Annotated in this window: 17 protein-coding genes and 1 riboswitch; of the genes, 10 read left to right on the plus strand and 7 right to left on the minus strand. The window is 45.6% G+C overall.

Annotated elements, in window-relative coordinates; all coding sequences use genetic code 11:
* Positions 1-366 precede the first annotated feature (366 nt).
* The 6 genes from PPO43_RS13500 (at position 367) to PPO43_RS13525 (ending at position 8,007) form a co-directional block, all read left to right on the plus strand.
* Complete coding sequence (locus PPO43_RS13500; protein WP_272618652.1) at positions 367-2,289, plus strand: tetratricopeptide repeat protein; 1,923 nt, start codon at positions 367-369, stop codon at positions 2,287-2,289.
* A gap of 24 nt (positions 2,290-2,313) precedes the next feature.
* Positions 2,314-2,895: an NAD(P)H-dependent oxidoreductase gene (locus PPO43_RS13505; RefSeq protein ID WP_272618654.1), complete on the plus strand. Its 582-nt coding sequence runs from the start codon at positions 2,314-2,316 to the stop codon at positions 2,893-2,895.
* Between the two features lie 80 nt (positions 2,896-2,975).
* On the plus strand, positions 2,976-3,812 hold the full coding sequence (locus tag PPO43_RS13510) for a hypothetical protein (protein WP_272618656.1): 837 nt from the start codon (positions 2,976-2,978) through the stop codon (positions 3,810-3,812).
* A 146-nt stretch (positions 3,813-3,958) separates the two neighbouring features.
* Positions 3,959-4,990: a LamG-like jellyroll fold domain-containing protein gene (locus tag PPO43_RS13515; RefSeq protein ID WP_272618657.1), complete on the plus strand. Its 1,032-nt coding sequence runs from the start codon at positions 3,959-3,961 to the stop codon at positions 4,988-4,990.
* Positions 4,991-5,288: 298 nt separating this feature from the next.
* A complete protein-coding gene (locus PPO43_RS13520) occupies positions 5,289-6,278 on the plus strand; it encodes a DUF2279 domain-containing protein (RefSeq protein ID WP_272618659.1) in 990 nt (329 codons plus the stop codon).
* Between the two features lie 245 nt (positions 6,279-6,523).
* Positions 6,524-6,642: riboswitch (cobalamin riboswitch) on the plus strand.
* Positions 6,643-6,744: 102 nt separating this feature from the next.
* A complete protein-coding gene (locus PPO43_RS13525) occupies positions 6,745-8,007 on the plus strand; it encodes a T9SS type A sorting domain-containing protein (RefSeq protein WP_272618661.1) in 1,263 nt (420 codons plus the stop codon).
* A gap of 519 nt (positions 8,008-8,526) precedes the next feature.
* Here the strand turns inward: PPO43_RS13525 and PPO43_RS13530 are convergent.
* Entirely contained in the window at positions 8,527-9,681 is a 1,155-nt protein-coding gene (locus PPO43_RS13530; RefSeq protein WP_442985459.1) for a multidrug effflux MFS transporter, read from the minus strand.
* 220 nt (positions 9,682-9,901) lie between these two features.
* Here PPO43_RS13530 and PPO43_RS13535 point away from each other — a divergent pair, with 220 nt between their 5' ends.
* Positions 9,902-12,364 (plus strand): choice-of-anchor B family protein, encoded by a 2,463-nt coding sequence (locus PPO43_RS13535; protein ID WP_272618665.1) that lies wholly within the window; start codon positions 9,902-9,904, stop codon positions 12,362-12,364.
* A gap of 136 nt (positions 12,365-12,500) precedes the next feature.
* On the opposite strand, the gene PPO43_RS13540 is transcribed toward PPO43_RS13535, so the two are convergent.
* Together PPO43_RS13540 and PPO43_RS13545 are read right to left on the minus strand one after the other, a co-directional pair.
* Entirely contained in the window at positions 12,501-13,085 is a 585-nt protein-coding gene (locus PPO43_RS13540) for an NAD(P)H-dependent oxidoreductase (RefSeq protein WP_272618667.1), read from the minus strand.
* A gap of 8 nt (positions 13,086-13,093) precedes the next feature.
* Positions 13,094-13,750: a peroxiredoxin-like family protein gene (locus tag PPO43_RS13545; RefSeq protein ID WP_272618669.1), complete on the minus strand. Its 657-nt coding sequence runs from the start codon at positions 13,748-13,750 to the stop codon at positions 13,094-13,096.
* Between the two features lie 136 nt (positions 13,751-13,886).
* On the opposite strand from PPO43_RS13545, the gene PPO43_RS13550 reads away from it, so the two are divergent.
* Positions 13,887-14,762: a LysR family transcriptional regulator gene (locus tag PPO43_RS13550; protein ID WP_272618671.1), complete on the plus strand. Its 876-nt coding sequence runs from the start codon at positions 13,887-13,889 to the stop codon at positions 14,760-14,762.
* Positions 14,763-14,993: 231 nt separating this feature from the next.
* Here PPO43_RS13550 and PPO43_RS13555 read toward each other — a convergent pair whose 3' ends face one another.
* From PPO43_RS13555 to PPO43_RS13565, 3 genes are all read right to left on the minus strand, one after another.
* Positions 14,994-16,934 (minus strand): hypothetical protein, encoded by a 1,941-nt coding sequence (locus PPO43_RS13555; protein WP_272618673.1) that lies wholly within the window; start codon positions 16,932-16,934, stop codon positions 14,994-14,996.
* 190 nt (positions 16,935-17,124) lie between these two features.
* Positions 17,125-18,408: a type IX secretion system plug protein gene (locus PPO43_RS13560; RefSeq protein ID WP_272618675.1), complete on the minus strand. Its 1,284-nt coding sequence runs from the start codon at positions 18,406-18,408 to the stop codon at positions 17,125-17,127.
* An 8-nt stretch (positions 18,409-18,416) separates the two neighbouring features.
* Positions 18,417-18,860: a hypothetical protein gene (locus PPO43_RS13565; protein ID WP_272618677.1), complete on the minus strand. Its 444-nt coding sequence runs from the start codon at positions 18,858-18,860 to the stop codon at positions 18,417-18,419.
* A 158-nt stretch (positions 18,861-19,018) separates the two neighbouring features.
* Here PPO43_RS13565 and PPO43_RS13570 point away from each other — a divergent pair, with 158 nt between their 5' ends.
* Both PPO43_RS13570 and PPO43_RS13575 read left to right on the plus strand, forming a co-directional pair.
* Positions 19,019-19,681 carry a hypothetical protein gene (locus tag PPO43_RS13570; RefSeq protein ID WP_272618679.1) on the plus strand — a complete coding sequence of 221 codons (663 nt, stop codon included), beginning with the start codon at positions 19,019-19,021 and terminating at the stop codon, positions 19,679-19,681.
* Between the two features lie 80 nt (positions 19,682-19,761).
* Positions 19,762-20,736: an ion transporter gene (locus tag PPO43_RS13575; protein WP_272618681.1), complete on the plus strand. Its 975-nt coding sequence runs from the start codon at positions 19,762-19,764 to the stop codon at positions 20,734-20,736.
* A gap of 757 nt (positions 20,737-21,493) precedes the next feature.
* On the opposite strand, the gene fabG is transcribed toward PPO43_RS13575, so the two are convergent.
* A complete protein-coding gene (gene fabG / locus PPO43_RS13580) occupies positions 21,494-22,243 on the minus strand; it encodes a 3-oxoacyl-[acyl-carrier-protein] reductase (RefSeq protein WP_272618683.1) in 750 nt (249 codons plus the stop codon).
* Positions 22,244-22,290: the final 47 nt, after the last annotated feature.

Raw genomic sequence — 22,290 nt, forward strand, 5'->3', positions numbered from 1 at the left:
TCCCTCAACTTTTTCTGAGAGTTTTTGAAGGGGGGATAGAGAATAGGGAAGAAGCCTTTTATATGAAAAAGAGGTATTTTGTTTTCAGGTCCTGTGATTTTTTATTAGTCCTTCAGCTTTTTCTTTGATTTGCGCAAGTTTGCATTCATTATGGGGCTGCAAGCAGCAGCCCATGGCCGAAGGCCAAATTGGCCTAGGGGCCTGTAAGGGTGGCCGCAGGCCAGACCGAGGCGCGCAGCGCCGAAGGGCCGAGCAGACCTGCGAGCCCGCGCACAGCCCGGCCCGCCTATAGGGCGGGCAAGCCCCAAAGAATAGAAATGATTAGAAAATATTTTACAGTTTGTATCTTTGGAAGAAAAGCAAGGAATGAAAAAATGGATATATATGCTGGGCTTTGGTCTAGCGCTCTTGTTGGTTTATTGTGGAGGTGGGGCAGAAGAAAAGGCAGTCACAGCAGATCATCGCTTTCGCAATTTGGGCGATTCGGCTACTTATGTGGGCATGGCGACTTGCCAGAGTTGTCATGGCAATGTGCATCAGAGCTATGTAGAAACGGGCATGGGCCGTTCCTTTGCCAAGGCGCATCAGGCCAATTCTTCGGCGGATTGGCAGGGCCATCAAAGCATATTTGATACGGCTAGTCAGTATTATTATTTGCCCTTTGCTCAAGATTCACAGCTTTATGTGTTGGAGTATCGTTTGGGACCAACAGGCGACACCACACATAAGCGTTTGGAGCAAATTAGCTACATTATTGGTTCGGGGCATCATACCAACTCCCATTTAATTAACCGCAATGGCTATGTATATCAGGCGCCAGTGACCTATTATACACAGGATGGGCGTTGGGATTTGGCGCCAGGTTTTGAGGGCGGGCACAACAGCCGTTTTGATCGCTTAATTGCGCATGAATGTTTGACCTGCCACAACCATTTGCCCAAGGCGGAGGAAGGCGGGCTCAACAAATACCTAGAAATGCCTGAGGGAATAGAGTGCGAGCGTTGTCATGGGCCGGGGAGCATTCATGCCAAAGAGAAATTGGCGGGATTAATTGTAGATACTAGCAAGCAGATAGATTATAGCATTGTCAATCCGCGGCATTTGTCTAGAGAGCTACAAATGGACCTTTGTCAGCGTTGTCATTTGCAGGGGGTAGCGGTCTTGAATCCGGGCAAAAGCTTCTATGATTTTAAGCCTGGAATGCCTTTATCATCGGTAATGCAGGTCTTTTTGCCTCGTTTTAGCAATTCGGATAAGCGTTTTATTATGGCCTCACAGGCCGACCGGCTGCGTTTGAGTCCCTGCTACCTAAAAAGCGAAGAATTATCTTGTATTAGTTGTCATAATCCGCATCATGATGTAAAATCGAGGACCGAAAACCGCTACAATGAAAGCTGTTTGAGTTGTCATGCGCCCACTGCGCCCAACTTCTGTTCGGTAGAGCCCGCCAAGCGTTTAGAAAAGCAAGATGATTGTGTGAGTTGTCATATGCCTCGATCGGGCAGCATTGATATTCCGCATGTGACCATTACGGACCACAATATCTCCAAGGCAACGGCTCGATCGGCCATGGCCCTTACTCAAGAAGAGACCGAAGAGGTAGCGGCCTTTTTGGGCCTAGCTTGTTTGAGCAAAGACTCGCCCAGCAATTTAGATATGGCCAGGGGGTATTTGGCCCTTTATGACAAATTTATGGGGCAGCAGGCTGTTTTGGATTCAGCTCAATACTATTTGGAGCAAGAAAAGGCAGAAAATGAGTTGCAGCGGCAGACCAAAATACATTTGTTCTTTGCAGCAGAGCGTTATCCAGAGCTGGAAGCTCTTGCCTTGCAAGCCAAGGCAGCGGAAGAAAAGGATGCTTGGACCGCCTACCGTTTGGGAGAGGCTTGTTATCGGCAGCAGAATTGGGCCAAGGCTTTGCCCTTTTTGGAGCGGGCGGTGGCCTTATTGCCTTATCATTTAGATTTTAGAGAAAAGCTGGGGGTTTGTTATGCGCGTTTGGGGCAAAGTGCCAAGGCCGAGCAAGTTTTTCAGGAGGTACTTTTAGAGGACCGCAAACGGCCATTGACCTATGCAAATATTGGCTTTATTGCTGCCCAAAAAGGGGAGCTTAAGCGAGCCAATTACTTTTATGATAAGGCTTTGGATTTAGATCCATTACAAGAATCTGCCATTTTCAATAAGGCCGCTTTGTCATTAAAACAGGGCAATAAGGCAGAAGCCAAAGCCCTTTTGGAACGTTTGGCAGGAAATGCAAAGGCGGCACAGGCCTTGAACGCCCTGAGGTAGTTCAATTACGCCTTAAAAAAATGTATGAAAAAGAAAATTGTGATTATCGTTGGGCATCCCGATAAGGAAAGCTACAACTTTAGCTTGGCTGCAGCTTATAAAGCTGGGGCCGAGCAATCGGGAGCCGAAGTTCGAGAAATCAATATTCGGGACTTAGATTTTAATCCCAACCTAGAATATGGTTATCGAAAGCGGACCGAGCTAGAGCCCGACCTACTCCAAAGCCAAGAAACCCTAAAATGGGCCGATCATATTGTTTGGGTGTATCCCGTTTGGTGGGGTTCTGTTCCCGCCATTATGAAAGGCTTTTTAGATCGGGTGTTGTTGCCAGGCTTTGCCTTTAAGAAGCGAGACGACTCTTTGTGGTGGGATAAGTTTTTTACCGGAAAAACCTCTAGAATCATCTCGACCATGGATCAACCCAATTGGTATTATAAATGGATATATAAAGCGCCTAGCCATAATGCCATGAAAAAATTGACCATGAATTTCATTGGCGTGAAATCGGTGAAAATCACTTCTATTGGTCCTGTCCGAATGTCTAAAGATGCCTTTAGAGCCAATTGGCTGAAGAAGGTAGAGGAACTGGGACGGAAAAATAAGTAGGGGAGTGGGGAAAACTTACTGGGATAATTCCAGTAAGTTTTTTATTTTTTGAGGATTATTAAATCCTCAAAACTTACCCGATGCAAAAACTAAAATGGACCTACCTCGCTATCCCCTTAGCCCTTTTTACCCTTGCCTGCGGCCCCGAAAAAACGAAAGAGCCCCAAGAAACACCAACTACGGCTACCAACAACCAAAGCGAGGGCCTAACTGAAGCTACTCCCAAAGAAACCGCCCCCCAAGGCATCCAACTCATCAGCGAGCAGCCAGAAGCACTTCCCTTTGACTATCAAGAAAAGGAGTATACAGAGATTTATGTCTCTTCTAGTCCTGGCTTAGGCAAGGAGCTGCTCAAAATAACCGCCAGCAATAAGCTGATGTACCATTCTAAAAAATACCCCAAGGGGGTAGAGCTACAGTTGGTCGCTGGAAAGTGGGAAGACATGCAGCTAGAAGAGCCCAAAAAGGCTCCTAGTTTTAGTTTCCCAGGCCAAAAAACAGCCTACAAGATTTACCATCCTTGCGCGCCCTGTGGCCTAATCTCTGTCAATCCCGACGGAAGCAAACAGGAGTTTAAATCGCTTTGGGAGGCCGAGGGCAGCCGAGGCATGTTCCGCTGCAAAAATGCGGATGGAAGCACCGAATACCTCTACTTCAAAAATGAAGGGAAAAACATTTATTACGCTTCTGATAAGCGCCAAAAGTTCGAAAAACTAATTTCTAGCGAGGAACAACGAACTGATATGGGCGTCTATTACGGCAGTACGGTGCAGTTTAAAGGCAAGCCTCAAAAATATCTGCTTAGCTATGGCGGGGGACAAGGCGCTGGAAATCCACCCATCGTAGAATGCAAAAATCCAGATGGTAGCATCCAAAAGTTTGAATGGCTCAATAGCCTAGATTTTAAGCTGGAGTAGGCCATAAATCACGTTTAATGGGAGAGATTTTTTAAACTTTATTTTTTTAAAAGTCAAAGCTAGATTTTTCAAAGCTTTGACTTTTTTATTTACATTTGGCCTGAATTGATATTAGTATATATTATATAACTATTTAACTTAACAGGATGAAAAACCTATCCCTATTTGCTTTCTTGCTTTGCTTTTCTATGCAAGGCCTTTATGCCCAAGTAGATCTGGCCGATAGCCTACAAGCTTACTATCCTTGTAATAATAGTGGTACAGATTATTCTGGCTCTGCTACTGGCCCCTTCAATTTAATTGTAGGAACTGGCCTAAGAACCACTACTGACCGTTTTGGTAATGCCGATGCCGCTTTTGAATACACTAACAATGTGAATAGCTCAACCCTTGAAGGTGGAATAAATATTTCCTACTCAGATCACTATAGCATCGCAATCTGGGTCCGCCAAGATAGCACGCCCCTAAATACAAACTTGTTCAAAATGGTTGGTGGATCTACTACTAGCCCCGCACATTTTCAACAAATTGAAATTAACCTAGACGGAAAAGTACAGGGTATTGAGGTAGATGCTAGCCAAGAGTCTTTTATGCAAGGCGGAAACTGCGCAAACAGCTCTAGCCTGAGCTCAGACCTCAACACTATGGGCCTTCAAGATGGCGAATGGCACTTGCTTACTCTAAGCAGAGCTAGCGATACTATGCGCCTTTATGTAGATACCCAAATGGTTGAAATCTCTGCCAATCCCGCCAACCCTTGCTCTGCCAATCCCTTTATAGAGATGTTTATCGGCTCTACCGGATTTGGCGATGCTACCGTGGCTAGCTTCGATGATATCATGATCTACGATCGCGCAATTAACCCACAAGAAGTAGCCGCTATTTATAACCTCACGGCTACGTATAACGGTACCCTCTCTAATGCCGTTTTAGCAACTAGCCAAACTAATTTCCGCATTTTTCCCAATCCTACCCAAACTAACCTAACCGTTACTTTGGAAGAGGTTGAGGCCGAGCAATACCGCATCTACAACGCCTTGGGCCAATTGGTGGCGCAAGGACAGTTTGTGGGCCAACAACAAGAAATCAACACAACGAGCCTAAACGCTGGCTTCTACCAACTCGTTTTGCAAACCAACAAGGGCCAGCAACTAAGCCAACAGTTTGTTAAACAATAAGATCGATATCTTCTGATCTAAACTATTAGGTCCTTCCTTGCTGAGGAGGGACCTTTTTCTTTTTTAGGGCCTCCGCTGCGGCTTCGCCTTGCGGCGCTACGTTTCGGGGCTCGCTGTTCGCTCGGCCCTTCGGCGGCTTTGCCGCCTCGGTCTGGCCTGACGGCCACCCCTGCACATCGCTAGGCCGCGTCGCTTCGCTCCTTTCTAGACGCCTATTTATAAAAAGAAGGACCATAAACTCCCTTTTATTTAAACTCCGCTAAGATGATCTTCTTGGCGGAGTTCTTTATTTTTAGGCATGAAAAAATTACTTCTTCTTCTCCTCTTTTCTTTTGTGCTACTAGACGCTTTTGCTCAAGATAGTAGCCGACTTTCGTTTTGGGCGCCTGCGCCCCAATTTCATCCAGCGCGCTTTTGGTCCGTAACGGCAGCCGTAGGTGCTGGCTATACCGCCACTTCTTATGCCTTGGCCAGAGCTTGGTACGCCAATTACGACCGAACTTCTTTCCATTTTTTTAATGATAATTACGGTTGGCGACAAATGGACAAAATGGGCCATCTCATGACCACTAACTTTGAAGCCAAATGGCTGGGCCATTTGTACCACTGGTCCGGAATGCCTAAGAAACAAGCCGCTTGGGTCGGCTTTGGTGGCAGTATGCTCTTTCAAGGCACTGTTGAGCTAATGGATGGCTATTCCGAAGCCTGGGGGTTCAGTTGGGGAGATGTCGGCTTTAATACCTTGGGTGCCTCGGCCTATTTGGCCCAAGAACTCTTTTGGGAAGAGCAGCGAGTTTTATTTAAGCTCTCTGTGCATCGGCCCAATTACGCCAATTCCCCCATCTACGCCCGCAACAATCCCTTGGCCCAAACGAGTTTGCAAGAACGAGCCGACCAACTCTATGGGAGCAGCTTTCCCGAACTCTTTTTTAAGGAATATAATGGACAAACAATCTGGATGTCGGTCAATATCGCCTCCTTTTTGCCCGAACGCCCAAAATATCTGCCCCCTTGGCTAAATGTAGCCTTTGGTTATGGCATTGAAAACGTTTTTGGGGCCGAGCGCAACCGCTGGTACAATGAAGATTTGGCCGTTTTTGAAGCCCCCGCCAATTATCCTCGAATGAGCCAATATTATTTATCCTTAGATATCGACTTTGAGCGGATTCCGACTAAATCTAAAAGCCTAAAGTCCTTTCTGATGATGCTCAATGTTTTTAAACTGCCTTTTCCGGCCCTAGAGTACAACAGCCAAGGGCAATGGCGAGGCCACTTCCTCCATTTTTAACAAAGATATAAGTTGCAAAGCAGGCAAAAACTACTAGCTTTGCGGCCAAATGACGGAAAGATTTTTTTTGGATGTAGAAGGCGCTGGCCGCTAGCCAGCGCCTCGGCTGAGGGATGGAAAAGGGTGGCCCAAAGGGCCAGACCCAGGCGGCAAAGCCGCCGCAGGGCCGAGCGAATAGCGAGCCCTGACACAGCCCGACCCGACCGCAGGGAGGGGCAGCCCCAAAACAACAACAACTAGATTTTCCGATTCAAGAACCTAAGGGTCTTGTCCAAAAATGGGCAAGTTAAAAGGGAAAAGGGTGAAACTCCCTTGCTGTCGCGCAACCGTAAAGCCGGATCGCTGCCCTGAGGTTTCCGCCAGAACATCTTCGCGTCAAAGATGGGCGGCTTGGGCAAACTTTGTCTAGACAAAGGGGCCGAGCTGTGTATACTTTGCGCTATTTTTTTATACTTAATCTTTATCTATGCGCTTATTAAGTTTATGCTGCTTCGCTCTTTTGAGCACTGGCCTTTGGGGCCAAAAATTGTTGGTCTTGAACGGGGGCTTGTTTGGTTCGGCCACAGAAACCGCCAATTTGGGCGTTTATGATCCCGCTGATAATAGCTATTTGTTTTTGGATAGTATGGGGACCAACTCCGTGCAAGATCTCTTGATTGAGGCAGAGCAATACGCTTATGTGGCCGCTCAAGACAGTATCTATAAATATGATTTGCAAACGGGCGAGCGCCTAGCTGCTGCTGCTTTTGGTGGCGTGAGTACCATTAAATTGGGCCTTTATCAGAACAAATTATTGGTGGGCAACTGGTATGGCAGCAGCTCCGATAATCTACGCATCTTTGATAAAAGCGACCTGAGTTTTCAGGCTTCTGTGAGCCAAATTGATAAGGGCGTGAAGGATTTTGTTGTCCTTGGCGATACCCTTTATATTGCGCAAAATAGCAGCACCGCTAGCTATACCGATACTTTGGGCTATTTGGCCAAAGTAAATTTGACCGATAACAGCTATGTTGGCAATGATACTTTGAGCAGCACGGGTAATGAGCTGGGCCGTCTATTCAGCCTAGGCGATAGCCTCATTATTGGCATCAATAACGAAAGCAACAGCCTCTCTTATTTGAATGTCAATAGCGGACAAAAATGGACGCAGAGCGCTGCCGTAAATTTTCAGGCGCCTAGCTACGGAAATGCTGTTCAATTGGACCAAAACGGCATCGCCTACACCGTTTATAATGGCGCTATCGGAAGCTATGATTTTATCAATAATACGCTAATTGATACGGCTTTAATTCCTTATTCTTCTGGTGCTTTTGCCCTAGATGCTCAAAATGGGTTTTTGTACGTCAGTCAAATAAATTTTGGCAACCAAAGCAGCAACACAGGCATTCGCTACAACCTTTCTGGCGATAGCTTGGGAACATTTCCCGTTGGCTTTTCTCCTGAGGTTTTGGTGATTTGGAATACCCAATTGATCAATAGTTTGAGCGAGCTAGAAACAAGCACTTTTGATTTCCGCCCTTTCCCAAATCCCGCCCAAGACCAAATTTTCTGGTCTGCAGATTTGGCCGTAGAAGCCCTGCGCTTATACGACTTGCAAGGCCGCTTGCTGGTGCAGGATCTATCTCCCCAACGCAATAGCCTGAATATTAGCCAATTGCCTGCAGGGCAATATGTTTTGCAGCTAGAAGTAGCTGGGCAGCAAAAAGCAAAACTCATCTATAAAAAATAGCTGGTCGAGAATAGCATTATCGCTTAAATCTAGGTCCTTCCTTTAGGGGAGGACCTTTTTTATTTGGGGCTGCCCCGCCCTACGGGCGGGTCGGGCTGTGTCGCAGCTCGCTGCTCGCTCGGCCCTGCGTTTTTTTTCGCTACGCTCAAAAAAACTAGGTCTGGCCTACGGCCACTGCTATCCATCCCTCAGCCTGCGGCCCTTCGGGCCTGCAAAACCGTGAAATTAACCCTCTTGAGTTAGTTATAAACTTTCAGATTGCTTCTTTCCGACCGCAGAGGGCCAGTTTTTTTGTGCGAATCCGCTCTTGCAGGCTACAACACCCAATCTTTTTCTGAGAACAGGCTCTTGTCGCCCAAAGCAGAGGGCTTCCATTTGGCCTAGCGATGTGCAGCAGTGGCCCGAAGGGCCAGACCCAGGCAGCTTTGCTGCCGCAGGGCCGAGCGAACAGCGAGCTGCGGAACGTAGCGCCGCAAGGCGAAGCCGCAGCGGAGGCCCCAAAACAGCAGTTTCAATCACTTAGCCTTTTTTATCCAATCTCATTTTTAGGAAAATCATGAGGAAGGCGGCTAGGGTAAAAAAGGCAATAATAGCCGACATAGCTAGGGGGCTGGGGTCTTCAAAAATGCTGAGCAGGACGGTAGAAATCACGCCGCTTCCATATTGCAAAGCGCCCAAGAAAGCCGAGGCAGCGCCAGCCATTTTGGGGAGATCGTCTAGGGCTGCGGCAGTGGTACTTGCGGCAATAATGCCGTTCATCGAGAAAAAGATAAAAACGGGGATAATCAGTCCGTAAATTCCGCCAATATCAAAGGCTATGAGGGGGACCAAAAGCAGGCTAGCGATAGCGGCAATGCTGCTTGCGTACAAAATGAGGCGATCTAGGTGGAAGCGAGAAACCAGTGCTCGGTTGACCAAACTGAGTCCCATCATACCGATAATATTGATGGCAAAAATGGCCCCGAACCAAGCGGGGTCCACCCCATAATAACTAATGTAGGCATTGGGCGAACCAGCGACAAAAGCATAAACCGCCACATAGAAAAAGGTCACGCAAAGCGTATAATACATAAACTTCTTATTGACCAGCAGCTGCATATATTTAGAAAAAGCCTTGTGGATGGCATCGGCTTGGCGTTTTTCGGGGGCTAGGGTTTCGGGCAAGCCAAAAACAGAAAGGGCCATAATAGCGCCGATGACCGCCAAGAGCCAAAACATACTATGCCAAGTCGTAAACTTAATCATTTGTCCGCCGATCAAAGGGGCAGCAATAGGGGCGATAGCCATAATAACCATGAGGACCGATAGGGTTTCGGCGGCTTTTGTTTTGCCAAAAAGGTCACGAATCATGGCCCTAGATAACATAGGGCCAACACAGGCGCCAAAAGCTTGAATCACTCGCCAAATAATCATTTCGACAATATTATCGGCAAGGGCACAGCCCACTGAGCCGATAACAAATAGAATTAGGCCGAGCAAAAGGGGCCATTTTCGGCCCACTCGATCGCTAATGGGGCCCCAGATTAATTGGGCAATTGAAAAGCCCAGTAAAAATCCCGTAATCGTTAGTTCTACATCGCCCTGCAAATCATTATGCATCAAAGGCATAGCGGGCAAATAAATATCTACAGATAAAGAGGTGAAGGCCATGAGTAGGCCTAGAACAGCCCACATATAGAGGCTTAAACTTGCTTGTTTCAAAATACTTCTTTTGAGGACTAAGGTCCCAATGGTGAGTTAAAACTTATCTAACTATCTAAATAATTAGATGATAATTATCAGAAGCATTTTAGGCCCAAAAGGTTTTGGGGGCTATATTTTCTTTTTGTTAAATGGGAGGCGACAAGAAGAGGGAGGATTTCGTTTACTTAAAATAGGCCCAGCAAAAAGGAAGATGAAAATAGCCCAGAATCAAAGGGCTTTTAGTAGTTTGTTGACGAAAGAAGCAACAAGCAAATCATTAAACGAAAACCAACTTTTTATGCAGTACAAATTGACGCTGGTCTTTTTGGCCTTAGCTTTTGGCTTGCAAGCCCAGACGAATTATGGACTCAATCTACTGTCCAATTTTGATTATGCCGAGGATGGCAATGATATTTGGGGCTGGGTTCATCCCACAACAGGGGTAGAATATGCCTTGATGGGCACCAAAGAAAAAACCTCTATTGTGAGTTTGGCCAACCCTGCAGCTCCCGTAGAAGTGCAGGCGATTACTGGGGCCAACTCTATTTGGCGAGATATTAAAACCTGGGGCAATTATGCTTATGTGACTACCGATCAGGGCAGTGACGGTTTGTTGATCATTGACCTTTCGGGACTTCCGAACAACATTAGCTATAATTTCTGGAAGCCCGAACTGAGCATTAACAACGATACGGATACACTTCTTCGGGCACATAATATCTATATTGATGAAAGCGGTTACGCTTATATTGCAGGTAGTAATATCTCTAATGGAGAGCCCTTCTTTTTGGACCTCAATGCCAATCCCGCCCTACCTACTTTAGCGGGTTATGTGCCCCCTATCTATGCGCACGATGTCTATGCTAGAGGCGACACCCTCTGGACCTCAGATATTTATGTTGGAGAATTTACCGGTTATGATGTGAGCAACAAAGCCAATCCCATTGCTCTAGGTAGCCAATCTACTCCAGATAACTTTACGCATAATACCTGGATTTCTGATGATGGCAATACCCTTTTTACCACCGATGAGCGAGCCAACGCCTATATTGGCAGCTATGATATTTCTGATATGAGTGATATTGTGGAGCTAGATCGCTGGCAGCCCTATGAAACTATTGGCGATGGCGTGATCCCTCATAATGTGCATGTCAAAGATGAGTTTTTGATTATCTCTTATTATACCGATGGAATTATTGTCGTGGATGCTCAGCGCCCCGACAACCTCGTAGAGGTCGCAAAATACGATACCTATACAGGGCAAAATACCGGTTTCTTTGGCTGTTGGGGGGCTTATCCCTTCTTTAGCTCAGGAAAAATCTTAGCCGCAGATATCAATACTGGCCTTTATGTCTTTGATGCCAACTACCAAAGAGCTTGTTGGTTAGAAGGCTTGGTCACGGATAGCATCACAGGCAATCCTATTTTTGGCGCCCATGTAGAAATCAATAATACCGCTGTTTTTGATGATTCTCGCATCTCTGGAGAATATAAAACAGGTTATGGCGTAGCGGGAACCTATAACGTCACCTTTAGTAAATCTGGTTATTTCCCCAAAACAGTTTCGGTCAATTTGGCCCATGGGCAAGTTTCTCAAGAGAATGTAGAGTTATTACCTATGCCTTCTTTCAGCTTTTCAGGACAAGTCCTAGACTCTGTTAGTGGCACAGCCCTAGCCAATGCTATTGTAGAACTAAAATCTCCTGATTTTAACTATAGTGTTACTACCGATAATAGCGGTAACTTCAGCATTCCCACTATGTTTCAAGCAGATTATGATATCCTTGTGGGTAAATGGGGGCATCATACCAAGCTCATTAGCCAAAATCTCAATGCCAATACGGGCCAACTGACCGTAGAATTGGTCCAAGGTTACCGCGATGAGTTTGCCTTAGATTTAGGCTGGACGACTAGCTCTACCGCTATCTCTGGAGACTGGGCCCGCGCCAATTCTGAAGGCCTTAACTATAACGGTAGCCCCGCTACCCCTGATGGCGACCTCAGCTTTGATATCGGCAATCTTTGCTATATCACTGGCGACCAAAATAATGGCGCCGTTGGCGGCGATGATATTGATGGCGGCGATGTTGTTCTTCGCTCTCCCAATTTTGATGTCTTAAATTATGGCGACGCTCATATTAACTTCTATGCCTGGTTCTATAATGGTGGCGGAAGCGGAACGCCTGACGATTCGATGGTCGTGACGCTACACAATGGGCTTAACTCTGCTGTTTTGGCTGTTTATACTAATACAAATGGCTGGACCAGCCTGCAGAGCTTCCGCATTGCCGATTATCTGCCTCCCGTTAATAATATGTGGATCGAAGTTTTGGCTTTTGATCGCAATACTGGACACCTTGCCGAAGGCGCTTTTGATCTCTTTTCTGTGGTCGATTCTTCTGCGACTGGATTAAATACTATTCCTCAAAAATTAGCCAATAGCAGCTTAAAGGTCCAGCCCAACCCCGCCAATGGTCCCTTTACACTCCGCCTAGAACAGCCCTTAACAGAAGATCAAATGATTCAAGTCTACAACAGCTTGGGCCAATTGATCGAGCAACGAAAACTAGCTGCTGGTCAACAACAACTAGAAATGGGCGCTCATTGGCCAACAGGAACCTACTATCTCCGTTTGGGCCAAGAAAAAGCCATCTTGCTCCAAAAACTAGATTAATTTCTGTGGATAACTATAAAGTCTAACGCTTTTAATTTGAGCCTCAACAGTTTACTGTTGGGGCTTTTTTGTATAAAAAGCCAGTAACTTACAAGTTACTGGCTTTAAGATCTGTTAATAGTAACAGTATAAACAATTAGATATAGCTGTCTAGGTGTTTGCGAAAGCGCTTAAAGTCGTCTTCAATAGTGGGATTCTTCATTACATCAAAACTGGCAAAAGTAGGCAAGCCTCTCATGCCAAAAAAGCGAAAATTAGCATGCTGGGGAAACAATAAATCATCAACAGATTTGCCCTGAAAAAGATATTCTTCTTGATTATCAAAGGCCTCTTTGGGTGCATTAAAGCTAATAGAAATCATGTATTTGCTTTCCGATAGATTTCCTCCCGTACCATAATTTTTCTTAGGATCAGCTGCCGTTCGTCCATCGTTATTACACAACTTCCCCATCATTCCAGCAGTATATACATCGTCCATATATTTTTTGAAGCTCCAGGGCATTCCCATCCAATTTATAGGGGCTTGTAAAAAAACAATATCTGCCCAAAGATGCTTTTCTATTTCTTCCTCTACTTCATAGCGCTCTGCTGTTTTGCTAAACTTTAGCTGGTATCCTTTTTCACTGAAAAAAGAGGCAGCTATTTCGCAAAAACTAGCATTTAATCGCCCTTCAGAAAAAGGATAAGGCTGATGTGCATTGATTATAAGTACATTTTTCATTGGTTTTATCATTTAGTTTTTAAAAAATCTAATGCATATACAGCATCTAGAGCTGGGCGAGTTGTATAATCAGGATTAGTTTCCACATATTGAATAACACTATTTTGGTCCACTAAAAAACGGGCAGGGATAGGTAGCGTCCAGTCAGAATGCCCCTGATGTTTATCCAAGTCAATCTTAAATTGGTTGGCATATAATGCCTTTAAGTCAGTGGGTAGAGAAAACCGAAGTCCCAACTCCTGCCCTAATTCACTCTTAAAGTCATGCAGCAAATCAAACCCTAGCTTTTGCTGCTGTTTAGTTTTTTGCAAAAACTCTGGAAGCTCTGGAGATATAGCAAAAAGCTGTACACCCAATCCGGTTAGCTTTTCTTCATTTTGTTGCAAATACCCTAAATCCATATTACAGTAAGGACACCAAATACCTCTATAAAAAGTAAATAGTATAGGTCCTTTTTTCAAAATATCTACACTATGAATAGGTAAACCATCTTGATTCTTTAGGGTGAAAGCAGGAAACTTATCCCCAACTTTTAATACCCCTTCCTGAATCCCCGAAGCCCGCAAATCTGCAGTGGCCTTATGCATAATTTGGATGTAATCTGCAGGCATTCTGCCCTCTAAAGTTTTTTGGAGAGCAGCCATTTTTTCTTGAAAACTTTTCATCGCTTCTAGTTTTTTAACCCTTTACAGGCCAAACAATAAAATTTAGGCAAGTGTATATTGCCTGTTGCAAAGTAAAGTAATACCTTTAGATCGTCAAAATAGAATATTACAATAACAGTAATCGATAAAATAGATTATGAATCTACAATTTGTCAAATACTTTGTCCTCTTAGCCGAAAGTAAGAGCTTTACCCTGGCCGCAAAACGAGCACATGTTGTGCAGTCCACCTTCTCATCAGGCATCAAAAAATTGGAAGAGCAGCTCAACTGCCTTCTGTTCTTCAGAGATAAAAGAAATGTATTCCTTACTACAGAGGGGCAAGAACTCTTGCCCAAAGCAAAAAAACTGTTGGCCAATTGGGAAGAGATGCAAACATTTAAAGAAAAAACAAGTCGGCAAGTACTAAAATTAGGCCTTAGCCCAGACCTTGACTTTACAGCCATTCTACCCCTCATCAAGCAATTTCACAAACGTTACCCAACATATGAGGTCCAATTAGTAGAAAAAAGCTGCGTGCTGGAGCTTCTAGAAACGCTAAAAAAGAATGAAATTCATGCCCTCTTCAGCAAAATGACTCTTTCCATAGAGCATATTCAGCAAAAACTCATTAGAGAAGACCCCCTAGGTCTAGCCGTTCCACTAAATCACCCTTTTGCCAAACTCCCTCAGGTAGATGTTCGCCTCTTGCATCAATCTAACTTTATTGAACGAAGCAATTGTAGCAAAAGAGATGAAATTCTAGACTTCTTCCAAAGCCACCAAATCAAAATCAATACTGTGTTTAAAGCCAAAGGCGACGAAATGGCTAGGGCTTTAGTTAGCGCAGGCCTCGGCATTTCCTTAATTCCCGTTTTAGAGAAAACACCAAAAAGCTACCATATTATTCCACTCAAAGCCGCTAATTTCAAACGTAAGATATTTCTTCAATGGGCAAAGGATAGCCTCGCGCCCCCACTCAAATATTTTTTAGAAGAAGTGCAGTTTTTTCAAGAGCAGTTGGCTTTAGTTTGATGTTTTGGGGCCTCCTGCCTGCGGCAGGCGCTACGCTTTGGGGCTCGCAGGTCTGCTCGGCCCTGCGCGGGCTTTGCCCGCTTGGTCTGGCCTGACGGCCACCCCGCCGCATCGCTAGGCCGTTTGCTGTAGGTTTCAACCTACAGCAAGGGCGGTATTGCTTCGCAATCTTTTTTCATGGAAAGAGATGGCCTTCCCGGCTACAAAAACTCCTAAATAGGCCCTTTCTCCCTACTCAAAAATAAACTGGATATGGGGATATTTTTCTAGCCAATGTTTTTTCTTCTTGGCCGAAATTGGATTACCCGCCAGGTTAATTTTCTTCAAATTGGGCAAGCGCTGAAAGAATATGGCGGGAACCGTCCGCAATTGATTGTTCTGCAAATCCATTTCTTCCAATAGGGTCAATTCTGCTATGCGGATAGGCAAATGCTTGAGCTGCGTATTGACCAAGCAAATAGTTCTCAACTGCTCAAATCGATTAAAGCTGAGCCAGTGATCTGTTTGCAAACTCAAATTGACATTAGAGAGGTCTAAGCTTTCTAGGCTGGCGGCATCGGGATTTTCCCACCAAGGAATGGGCTTTAGTTCTTCGGCTACATCTTCCATTCTAGGAAAGAAGAAGAAGGCCCAGGCGCCCAATAGCATCAAACCAACAATCATAGCCGTGATTACCCCTGGCCCAAAGACATTATAACTGATGATTAGAAAAACGTTGAGGCTAAATAAACGGCCAAAGAGCGTTCCGCCAGGATAAAGCCATTGCTTGGCCTTACGATCATCTTGCATCGGGCTAATTAGCCAAAGTAAGCCCGCAGTAAAAAGAGCCACAATACAGCCCGTAGGCAAGAGCTCGCCCAAATAGCTGGGCCAAGAAGAACTGAAGAACAAGCCCGCAACAAATACAGGTACTGCTTTCGCAAAACTTTGGTCCTTAAACCAAACCGTCTTCTCAAAAAGATGTTTGGCTCCTTTTAGCCAGCTCCAAAAGACCAAAAATAGCCCTAGCAGCACGGGCCAACGCCAAGCCGAAATATCAATGGTGAAGGCTTCTCTACTAAAGAGAATAAAACTTTCACTTCCATTGCTAAATAACAAAAAGTGTAGAATAAGCGCTAGAGTCGGTCCAGCAATCAGATAAGTGGTTTCGGCCCAAGATTTTCGGCGGCCAGCTGCATTATAATAAATAGAAAGAAGGCCGAAGGGAATCAGCAAATAGTGCCAGAGTTCTTGATCGAGGAACCAAAGGGCCAAACTAGATTGTAAGGCAGCGGCTAATGGGGCCATCCAATCATAGAAATCCAGCCGATAGCGAAAATCAGCAGGGCGAGCGAGTTCGGGTTGTCGCCAGCGCAACAGATGAATAATGGCTCGTCGGATAAAGGTGGTGGTATAACTCCCCTTAAAGCCTTCGGCCCATTGGACATCCTGTTCTTTGCTCTCGGAGAGGATGGGGCGGTTGCGTTCTTGGGTCAATTGGCGGCGCCAACTAGGGTCTAAACTTTTAGATTGGAAGTCGCGGCTGAGGGCGCCCGAAGGGCGCCTTTGGCCCAAGGGAAACTGAGCAGCGATCTTTTGTTTTTGGCGGCGATTGCGGCGGCTGCGCCAAAAGTATAGCCAAATAAATATCCAGCTAGGTAGAACAATCTCCCAGTAACGAGGAATGTAATTATTATAGTCGCTATAATCAAACTCTTCTTCGGCAAGTATTTCTTTTTCTTCTTCGAGTAGCTCGGCTTCTTTAACGGCTTGGCGGGCGAGCTCTTCTACGGCTTTGGCTTCCCGTTCTCGTTTCTCGGCCAATAGGCGCATGCGTTCGGCTTCTTGGACCTTGGCCGCTTCTTGAGCCGCTAGCCAAGCCTGATCTGCGCTATCTTGTAAGCTTTGCCAATAGGCGAGTTCTTCCTCTTCCGCTGTTTTTTGAAGATAGTGATTAAAGGCGAGGGACCAGCTGCTATCCTTGGCAGCGGGAGGTGAATAATACTGTTTGGGAACTAGGGTGGGTGTACTATCCTGGACCGCAAGCGAATCGGAGGCGGAAACAACTGTTCGTTCAGCCTTTTTCTTTGGTCCATAAAAATGGCCGAGGGCAATCCACCAACTACAAATAACCAAAATAGCCAGTAGATAGGGCCATGCTGCTGTTTTATTGGGTTGGTAAATCGTTCTCAAGAGGAAAAGGTTTTGGCAAAATGGGGAAGTAAATTAGGCGGCAAAGCCGCCTTGGCCGAAGGCCAAATGGCCTAGCGATGTGAAAGGGTGGCCGCAGGCCAGACCGAAGCGCGGCAAGCGCTGAAGGGCCGAGCAGACCTGCGAGCCCCAAAGCGTAGCGCCTGCCGAAGGCAGGAGGCCCCAAAAAATACTATCTATGTGTAGAACTAGCTTTTTGGAAGGCCACCACTTGATCGTAGCGGCCGCCAAAGGGGCGGTAATAGACTAAAAATAGGTAATCATTTTCGGTTTCAAAGCGATTGCCCTCCAATTCTTCTTGGTCCAATTGCTTTTCGCCGTTTCGGAGCAGGCCGTAGCCATAATCATAGAAGCCATTTTTAAAGAGGAGGATGCCTTCGTATTGGCCTTTTTCGCTATTGTAGTTGAGCTCGTATTGGGGATAGGCCTTGAAGTCGGAAAAGCCGCCATAGACAAAAACGCGGGCATCGGGGTATTCTGGGCTGATGAATTGGAAAAAGAGCTGGCCATATTCGCCTCTTTCTTCGGGATTATCGGCATCGTAGGAGGCGATGATAAACTTACCGTTGAGGTCATTGGTAAAAAGGTAAGGGCTATATTTTCGTTCTTTTTCGGGAAAGAGCAGCAGCTCAAAGCCTTCGTTGGTGCGGGCTAGGTTTTGGACCTGTGGGCCACGGTGGCGGAAGCTGCGGATATCGAGTGGGCGAAATTCTCTTTGGCCAGGGAAAACGATTTGACCTTGGCGATCGAAATGGATCACTTCTTCTTCGACAAAGGTAGGTTCTAGATTTTTGAGGGCTTGGGGCCAGTTCCAGTTTTGAATCACCGTCAATTTGATATCTTGATTGGGGTTGGTTACATTCATGCCTGCATGTTGGAGTTGGCAGCTAAGTTCTTGATGTGTTTGGCCGTAGGGTGGAATAGCTGATCGGCGGGTAGTGACTTGCACATTCATTTGGGGTTCATAGACCACAAAACGGCGGCTAAGGACAAGATCTTCCTCATCATTATTGAGGTAAACCAAGAGCAGGTAATTTCCTGATTTGGTCCATTTGACATCATCATTGGGCAGTTCTAAGTTATAGTGCAGATACTCTGTGCGGGTTCCAAAAGAGCTGAGGCTTTCATAAAAGCGGTTCTCTTGAAAACCGTCGATATAATCGAGAGGATCAATATCCTCAGAAGGTTGCCAGTTGCGATCGCAGTGAATAACTTTATAGTTATAATCTTTATTATCTGCCTCTAGATCATCAAATTCGAGGATCAATTTGCTGGAGCTCCCTAGTTGAATGATGGGATAATCCACTTCAGAGTCATCGGGATAAAAGCGGCAAGAGGCCACAAAATCTCGATAAATATAATCGGTATATTGAAGGTCAGAGATGACATAATCATCTTGGGCCAACAAGTTTTGCAGGCCAAAAAGGAGAAGAAAAGCGAGCGATAAATAGCGCATAAATAATATTAGTTCTTGTGAATTTCCTCATCCTTTGCCTTCATGAAATCGGCTAAAGAACGAAGCATAAAAGCTAGAGCCATGAGCGAAAAATAGGCCAAGAGTAGTACAATAAAAATGCTTCGATTGTTGGCCGGACCTTCAAAGATGCTTTGGCCAGAGATAAGTTGGGCGAGGCCGCCTAGGGCAAAAAAGAGGAACATCGTTCCGTAGAGCGAAAATTGGTAATAGCGCATGCGCTGGGCGGCAAAAATGCTGAGCACGCTATTCACTAGAGCGTAAAACATCAGCATAGCGCCGGCTACCATCCAGGTCCAGTTGGCGCTACTCGCTACGCCACCAGCCAGCATCATGAGTAGGGCAGCGGCAAAAATGCCCAAAACCTGAGCAATTGGGCTAGGGATTTTTCCCTTGCCAAAATGATTATCGATAAAGAGAGATTTCCAGTTCATCTGTAGAAAATTTAGCTTGGGGCAAGATACAAAAAAGCAAAGGAAAAAAATTTGGGCTTAAACAAGCAAAATCCATAGTTTTCGGCCTATTTTCCCACCTAATTAGTTCCCCAATCGTTCAAACGAAATAATCCCATTCACCTATCTAATTTAAAAAGATGCGTTATTTATTCCTACTTATTTGTCTCTGTATGGCTTTTGCTAGCCAAGCCCAAGATTTGATTTATAAAAATGATGGCAAAATCATTGGCGCCAAGATTCTGCGCACAGATAGTAGCTTTGTTTACTTTAGACATACAGAACCACCCAAACAACTAGATAGTATCGCTCAATCTGAAGTGAGCAAGGTTGAATTTGATTATAGCCAAAAGGCTTTCAAAAGTAGTAAGCCCTTTTCTAGAAATGCGGTCTCTGTTTCTATAGGCGGCACTTCAGTCCTTCTCGGTATTTCCTACGATCGGATTATTGGCCAAGAGCGAAATTACCACTTTTCGGGCCGTATAGGTATTGGAAGCCTAAGCAGACAAACAAATATCAACACCCATCTTAGCTTTAATTTTTACCTCAATAAAGTCCGAACACAATTCTTTGAAGTGGGCGCAGGCCTAGCTATTCCACTCAATGAACGGAATTCTATAGACTACTACAACCTCTATCTCACAGCCCCAATACTGGGCTACCGCATTCAACGATATGAAGGCTTCTTTTTCAGAGTCTATGTTTCGGGCCTATACATGAGAAGACCAGCATCGGCTAATAGCTGGATATCAGATGTACTCTATATTCCTACCATAGGCCTAGATCTTGGCTATTCTTTCTAGACCAATTGACTAGCCTTCTCTACGCTTTCTAGCCTTAATACAATAAGAAGTTTGTATTTTTGCCCAAACCAATACCAACTATGAGCGTACCTACTAATAAGAAAAGCCTGAGACGGCATATCTTCGATGTTATTGATTTAGATCAAGAAGATTCAAGCATGCCCGCCATGATTTTTGAAACGGCAATTACAATACTTATCATTCTTAGTATTTTAGCCATTATTGCCGAGTCATTTATCAACTACCGCTATGAAGGCAATCTTGTAGACTGGATTGAGCGAAGCCAACAAAACAAAATCATTAGCCACTACTTTTCCCTCTTCGAGAATACTACGCTAATCATTTTTACCGCAGAATTTTCCCTCCGTTTATTAACTGCCGATTTTAAGTATCCAGAAGAAAAATCTTTTGGCGCAGCCGCCTGGCGTTTCTTTAAATCTAGTGGCGGCCTGATCGACTTTTTAGCGATTTCGCCCTTTCTCTTCCAATTGGCTCATGTCGATTTCCGCTTCCTCCGCGCCCTGAAAATTTCCCGCCTGCTCCGTGTACTCAAACTGAGCTCGCTCACCCGCTCTATCGTTATCGTTGGCGATGTATTCATTGATAAACGCAACGAATTGGGCATCACGCTCTTTGTTACTTTTGTTATGCTGCTGGTCTCTTCAACCCTGATGTGGTACGTAGAAGGCAATGTCCAACCCAAAGCGTTCCCCAATATTATCGCCACTTTTTGGTGGGCCATTGCTACCCTAACTACTGTGGGCTATGGCGATGTTTTTCCCATCACTTCCGCAGGCAAACTCCTCTCTGGCGTGATCGCAATCCTAGGGATCGGTATCGTTGCCCTACCCGCCGGTATCCTCTCTTCAGCCTTTATCGAACGCCTAGAACGCGACCCCAATATGAGCCTAGATGATCAACCCCAACCCACTCAAGCCAATAAAACAACAACCCCAGAAACAACAACTAGTTGTAGCCAACAGTTTGGCCAAAAGTTTAAGTTTTGCCCCTATTGCGGCCAATCCCTAGATGAAGATGGACAACATTCCGCCTAATTTTTTGTTTTTGGGGCCTGCCGCCTTCGGCGGCCGGGCCCTTGCAGGGCTCGCAGGTCTGCTCGGCCCTTCAGCCCTTCGGGCTTCGGTCTGGCCTGCGGCCACCCTTTCAGGCCCCTAGGCCTGCGGGCCTTTGGCCCTTTTTACTGTAGGTTGAAACCTACAGCAACAATGGTATTGCTTCGCAATATTTTTTATGGAATGCAGGCTAAACCCCGCATGAATTTAAATCTTTTGACCTTTTATCTACCTCATCTTAGCCAACTGATCCCTCTCTAGTTATGGGCCGAAGGTTTTAACCTTCGGCCCATTTTATTAGGACTAGAATGCTCCCTTCTTGCTCTGGCTTTTAAGCCTTAGCTATTATAAAATCCTAAATCATTCGAAGGCTAAGGTCTTCGGTCGTTTCCGAATGGCATTTGTAGCTTGCAAGAGTTGATTTGCACAAAAAAAGTGGTCCCCTGCAGCGGGATCTGAAAGTTTCCAATCCCTTTAGGAGGCGTAATTTTAGGTTTTACAGGCCCGAAGGGCCGCAGGCTGAGGGATGGATAGCAGTGGCCGCAGGCCAGACCTAGTTTTTTTGAGCGCAGCGAAAAAAAACGCAGGGCCGAGCGAGCAGCGAGCTGCGGCACAGCCCGACCCGAGCGGAGCGAGGGGCAGCCCCAAAACAGCAGCGAACTGAGGAACCTGAGGCAAAAAAAAATAGCTAACCCAAATCATTGGATTAGCTATTTAAACTGACTAAAAACTTGCTGGACTAGCGCATTCCGCCAGTTACCATTAGGGTATCGCCAGTTACATAAGAAGAGAGGTCAGAGGCCAAGAAAAGGCAAACATTGGCAATTTCTTCGGCTTGGCCAAGGCGTTGTAGGGCCGTATTCTTAATCATTTGCTCTTTGAGCTCCTCACTGAGTTCGTCGGTCATTTCGGTAGCGATAAAACCAGGGGCAATGGCGTTACAGCGGATATTTCTAGAGCCCATTTCGTAGGCCAAAGATTTGGTAAAACCGATCATGCCCGCCTTAGAGGCGGCATAGTTGGCTTGGCCAGGATTTCCATTAACCCCCACAATAGAAGTAATATTGATAATGCTTCCTTTGCGGGCTTTGAGCATGGGGCGGCTCACTTGTTTGCACAAATTGAAAACCGATTTGAGGTTGGTGGTGATGACCTCATCCCATTGTTGCTCATTCATGCGAAGAAGAAGATTATCGCGAGTGATGCCCGCATTATTGACCAATACATCGATTTGGCCAAACTCTTTCACGATATCTTTAATCAGTTGAGCAGCCTGATCAAAATCGGCAGCATCAGATTGGTATCCAATGACCTTAATCCCTTCAGAAAGGGCTTCGGCCTCTTTGGCCAAGGCTTCCGCCTGCTCGGCAGAAGAGCGGTAAGTAAAGGCCACATGAGCGCCTTGCTCGGCAAATTTTTTCACGATAGCGGCGCCGATTCCTCTGGAGCCACCAGTAACTAGGGCTACTTTTCCAGCTAAAAGTTTCATAGGTTTCTATTTTTGAATTAGCGCAAAGCTAATAATTTCCTGAAATT

Origin of the sequence: Saprospira sp. CCB-QB6, assembly GCF_028464065.1 — a bacterium.
Lineage (GTDB): Bacteria > Bacteroidota > Bacteroidia > Chitinophagales > Saprospiraceae > Saprospira.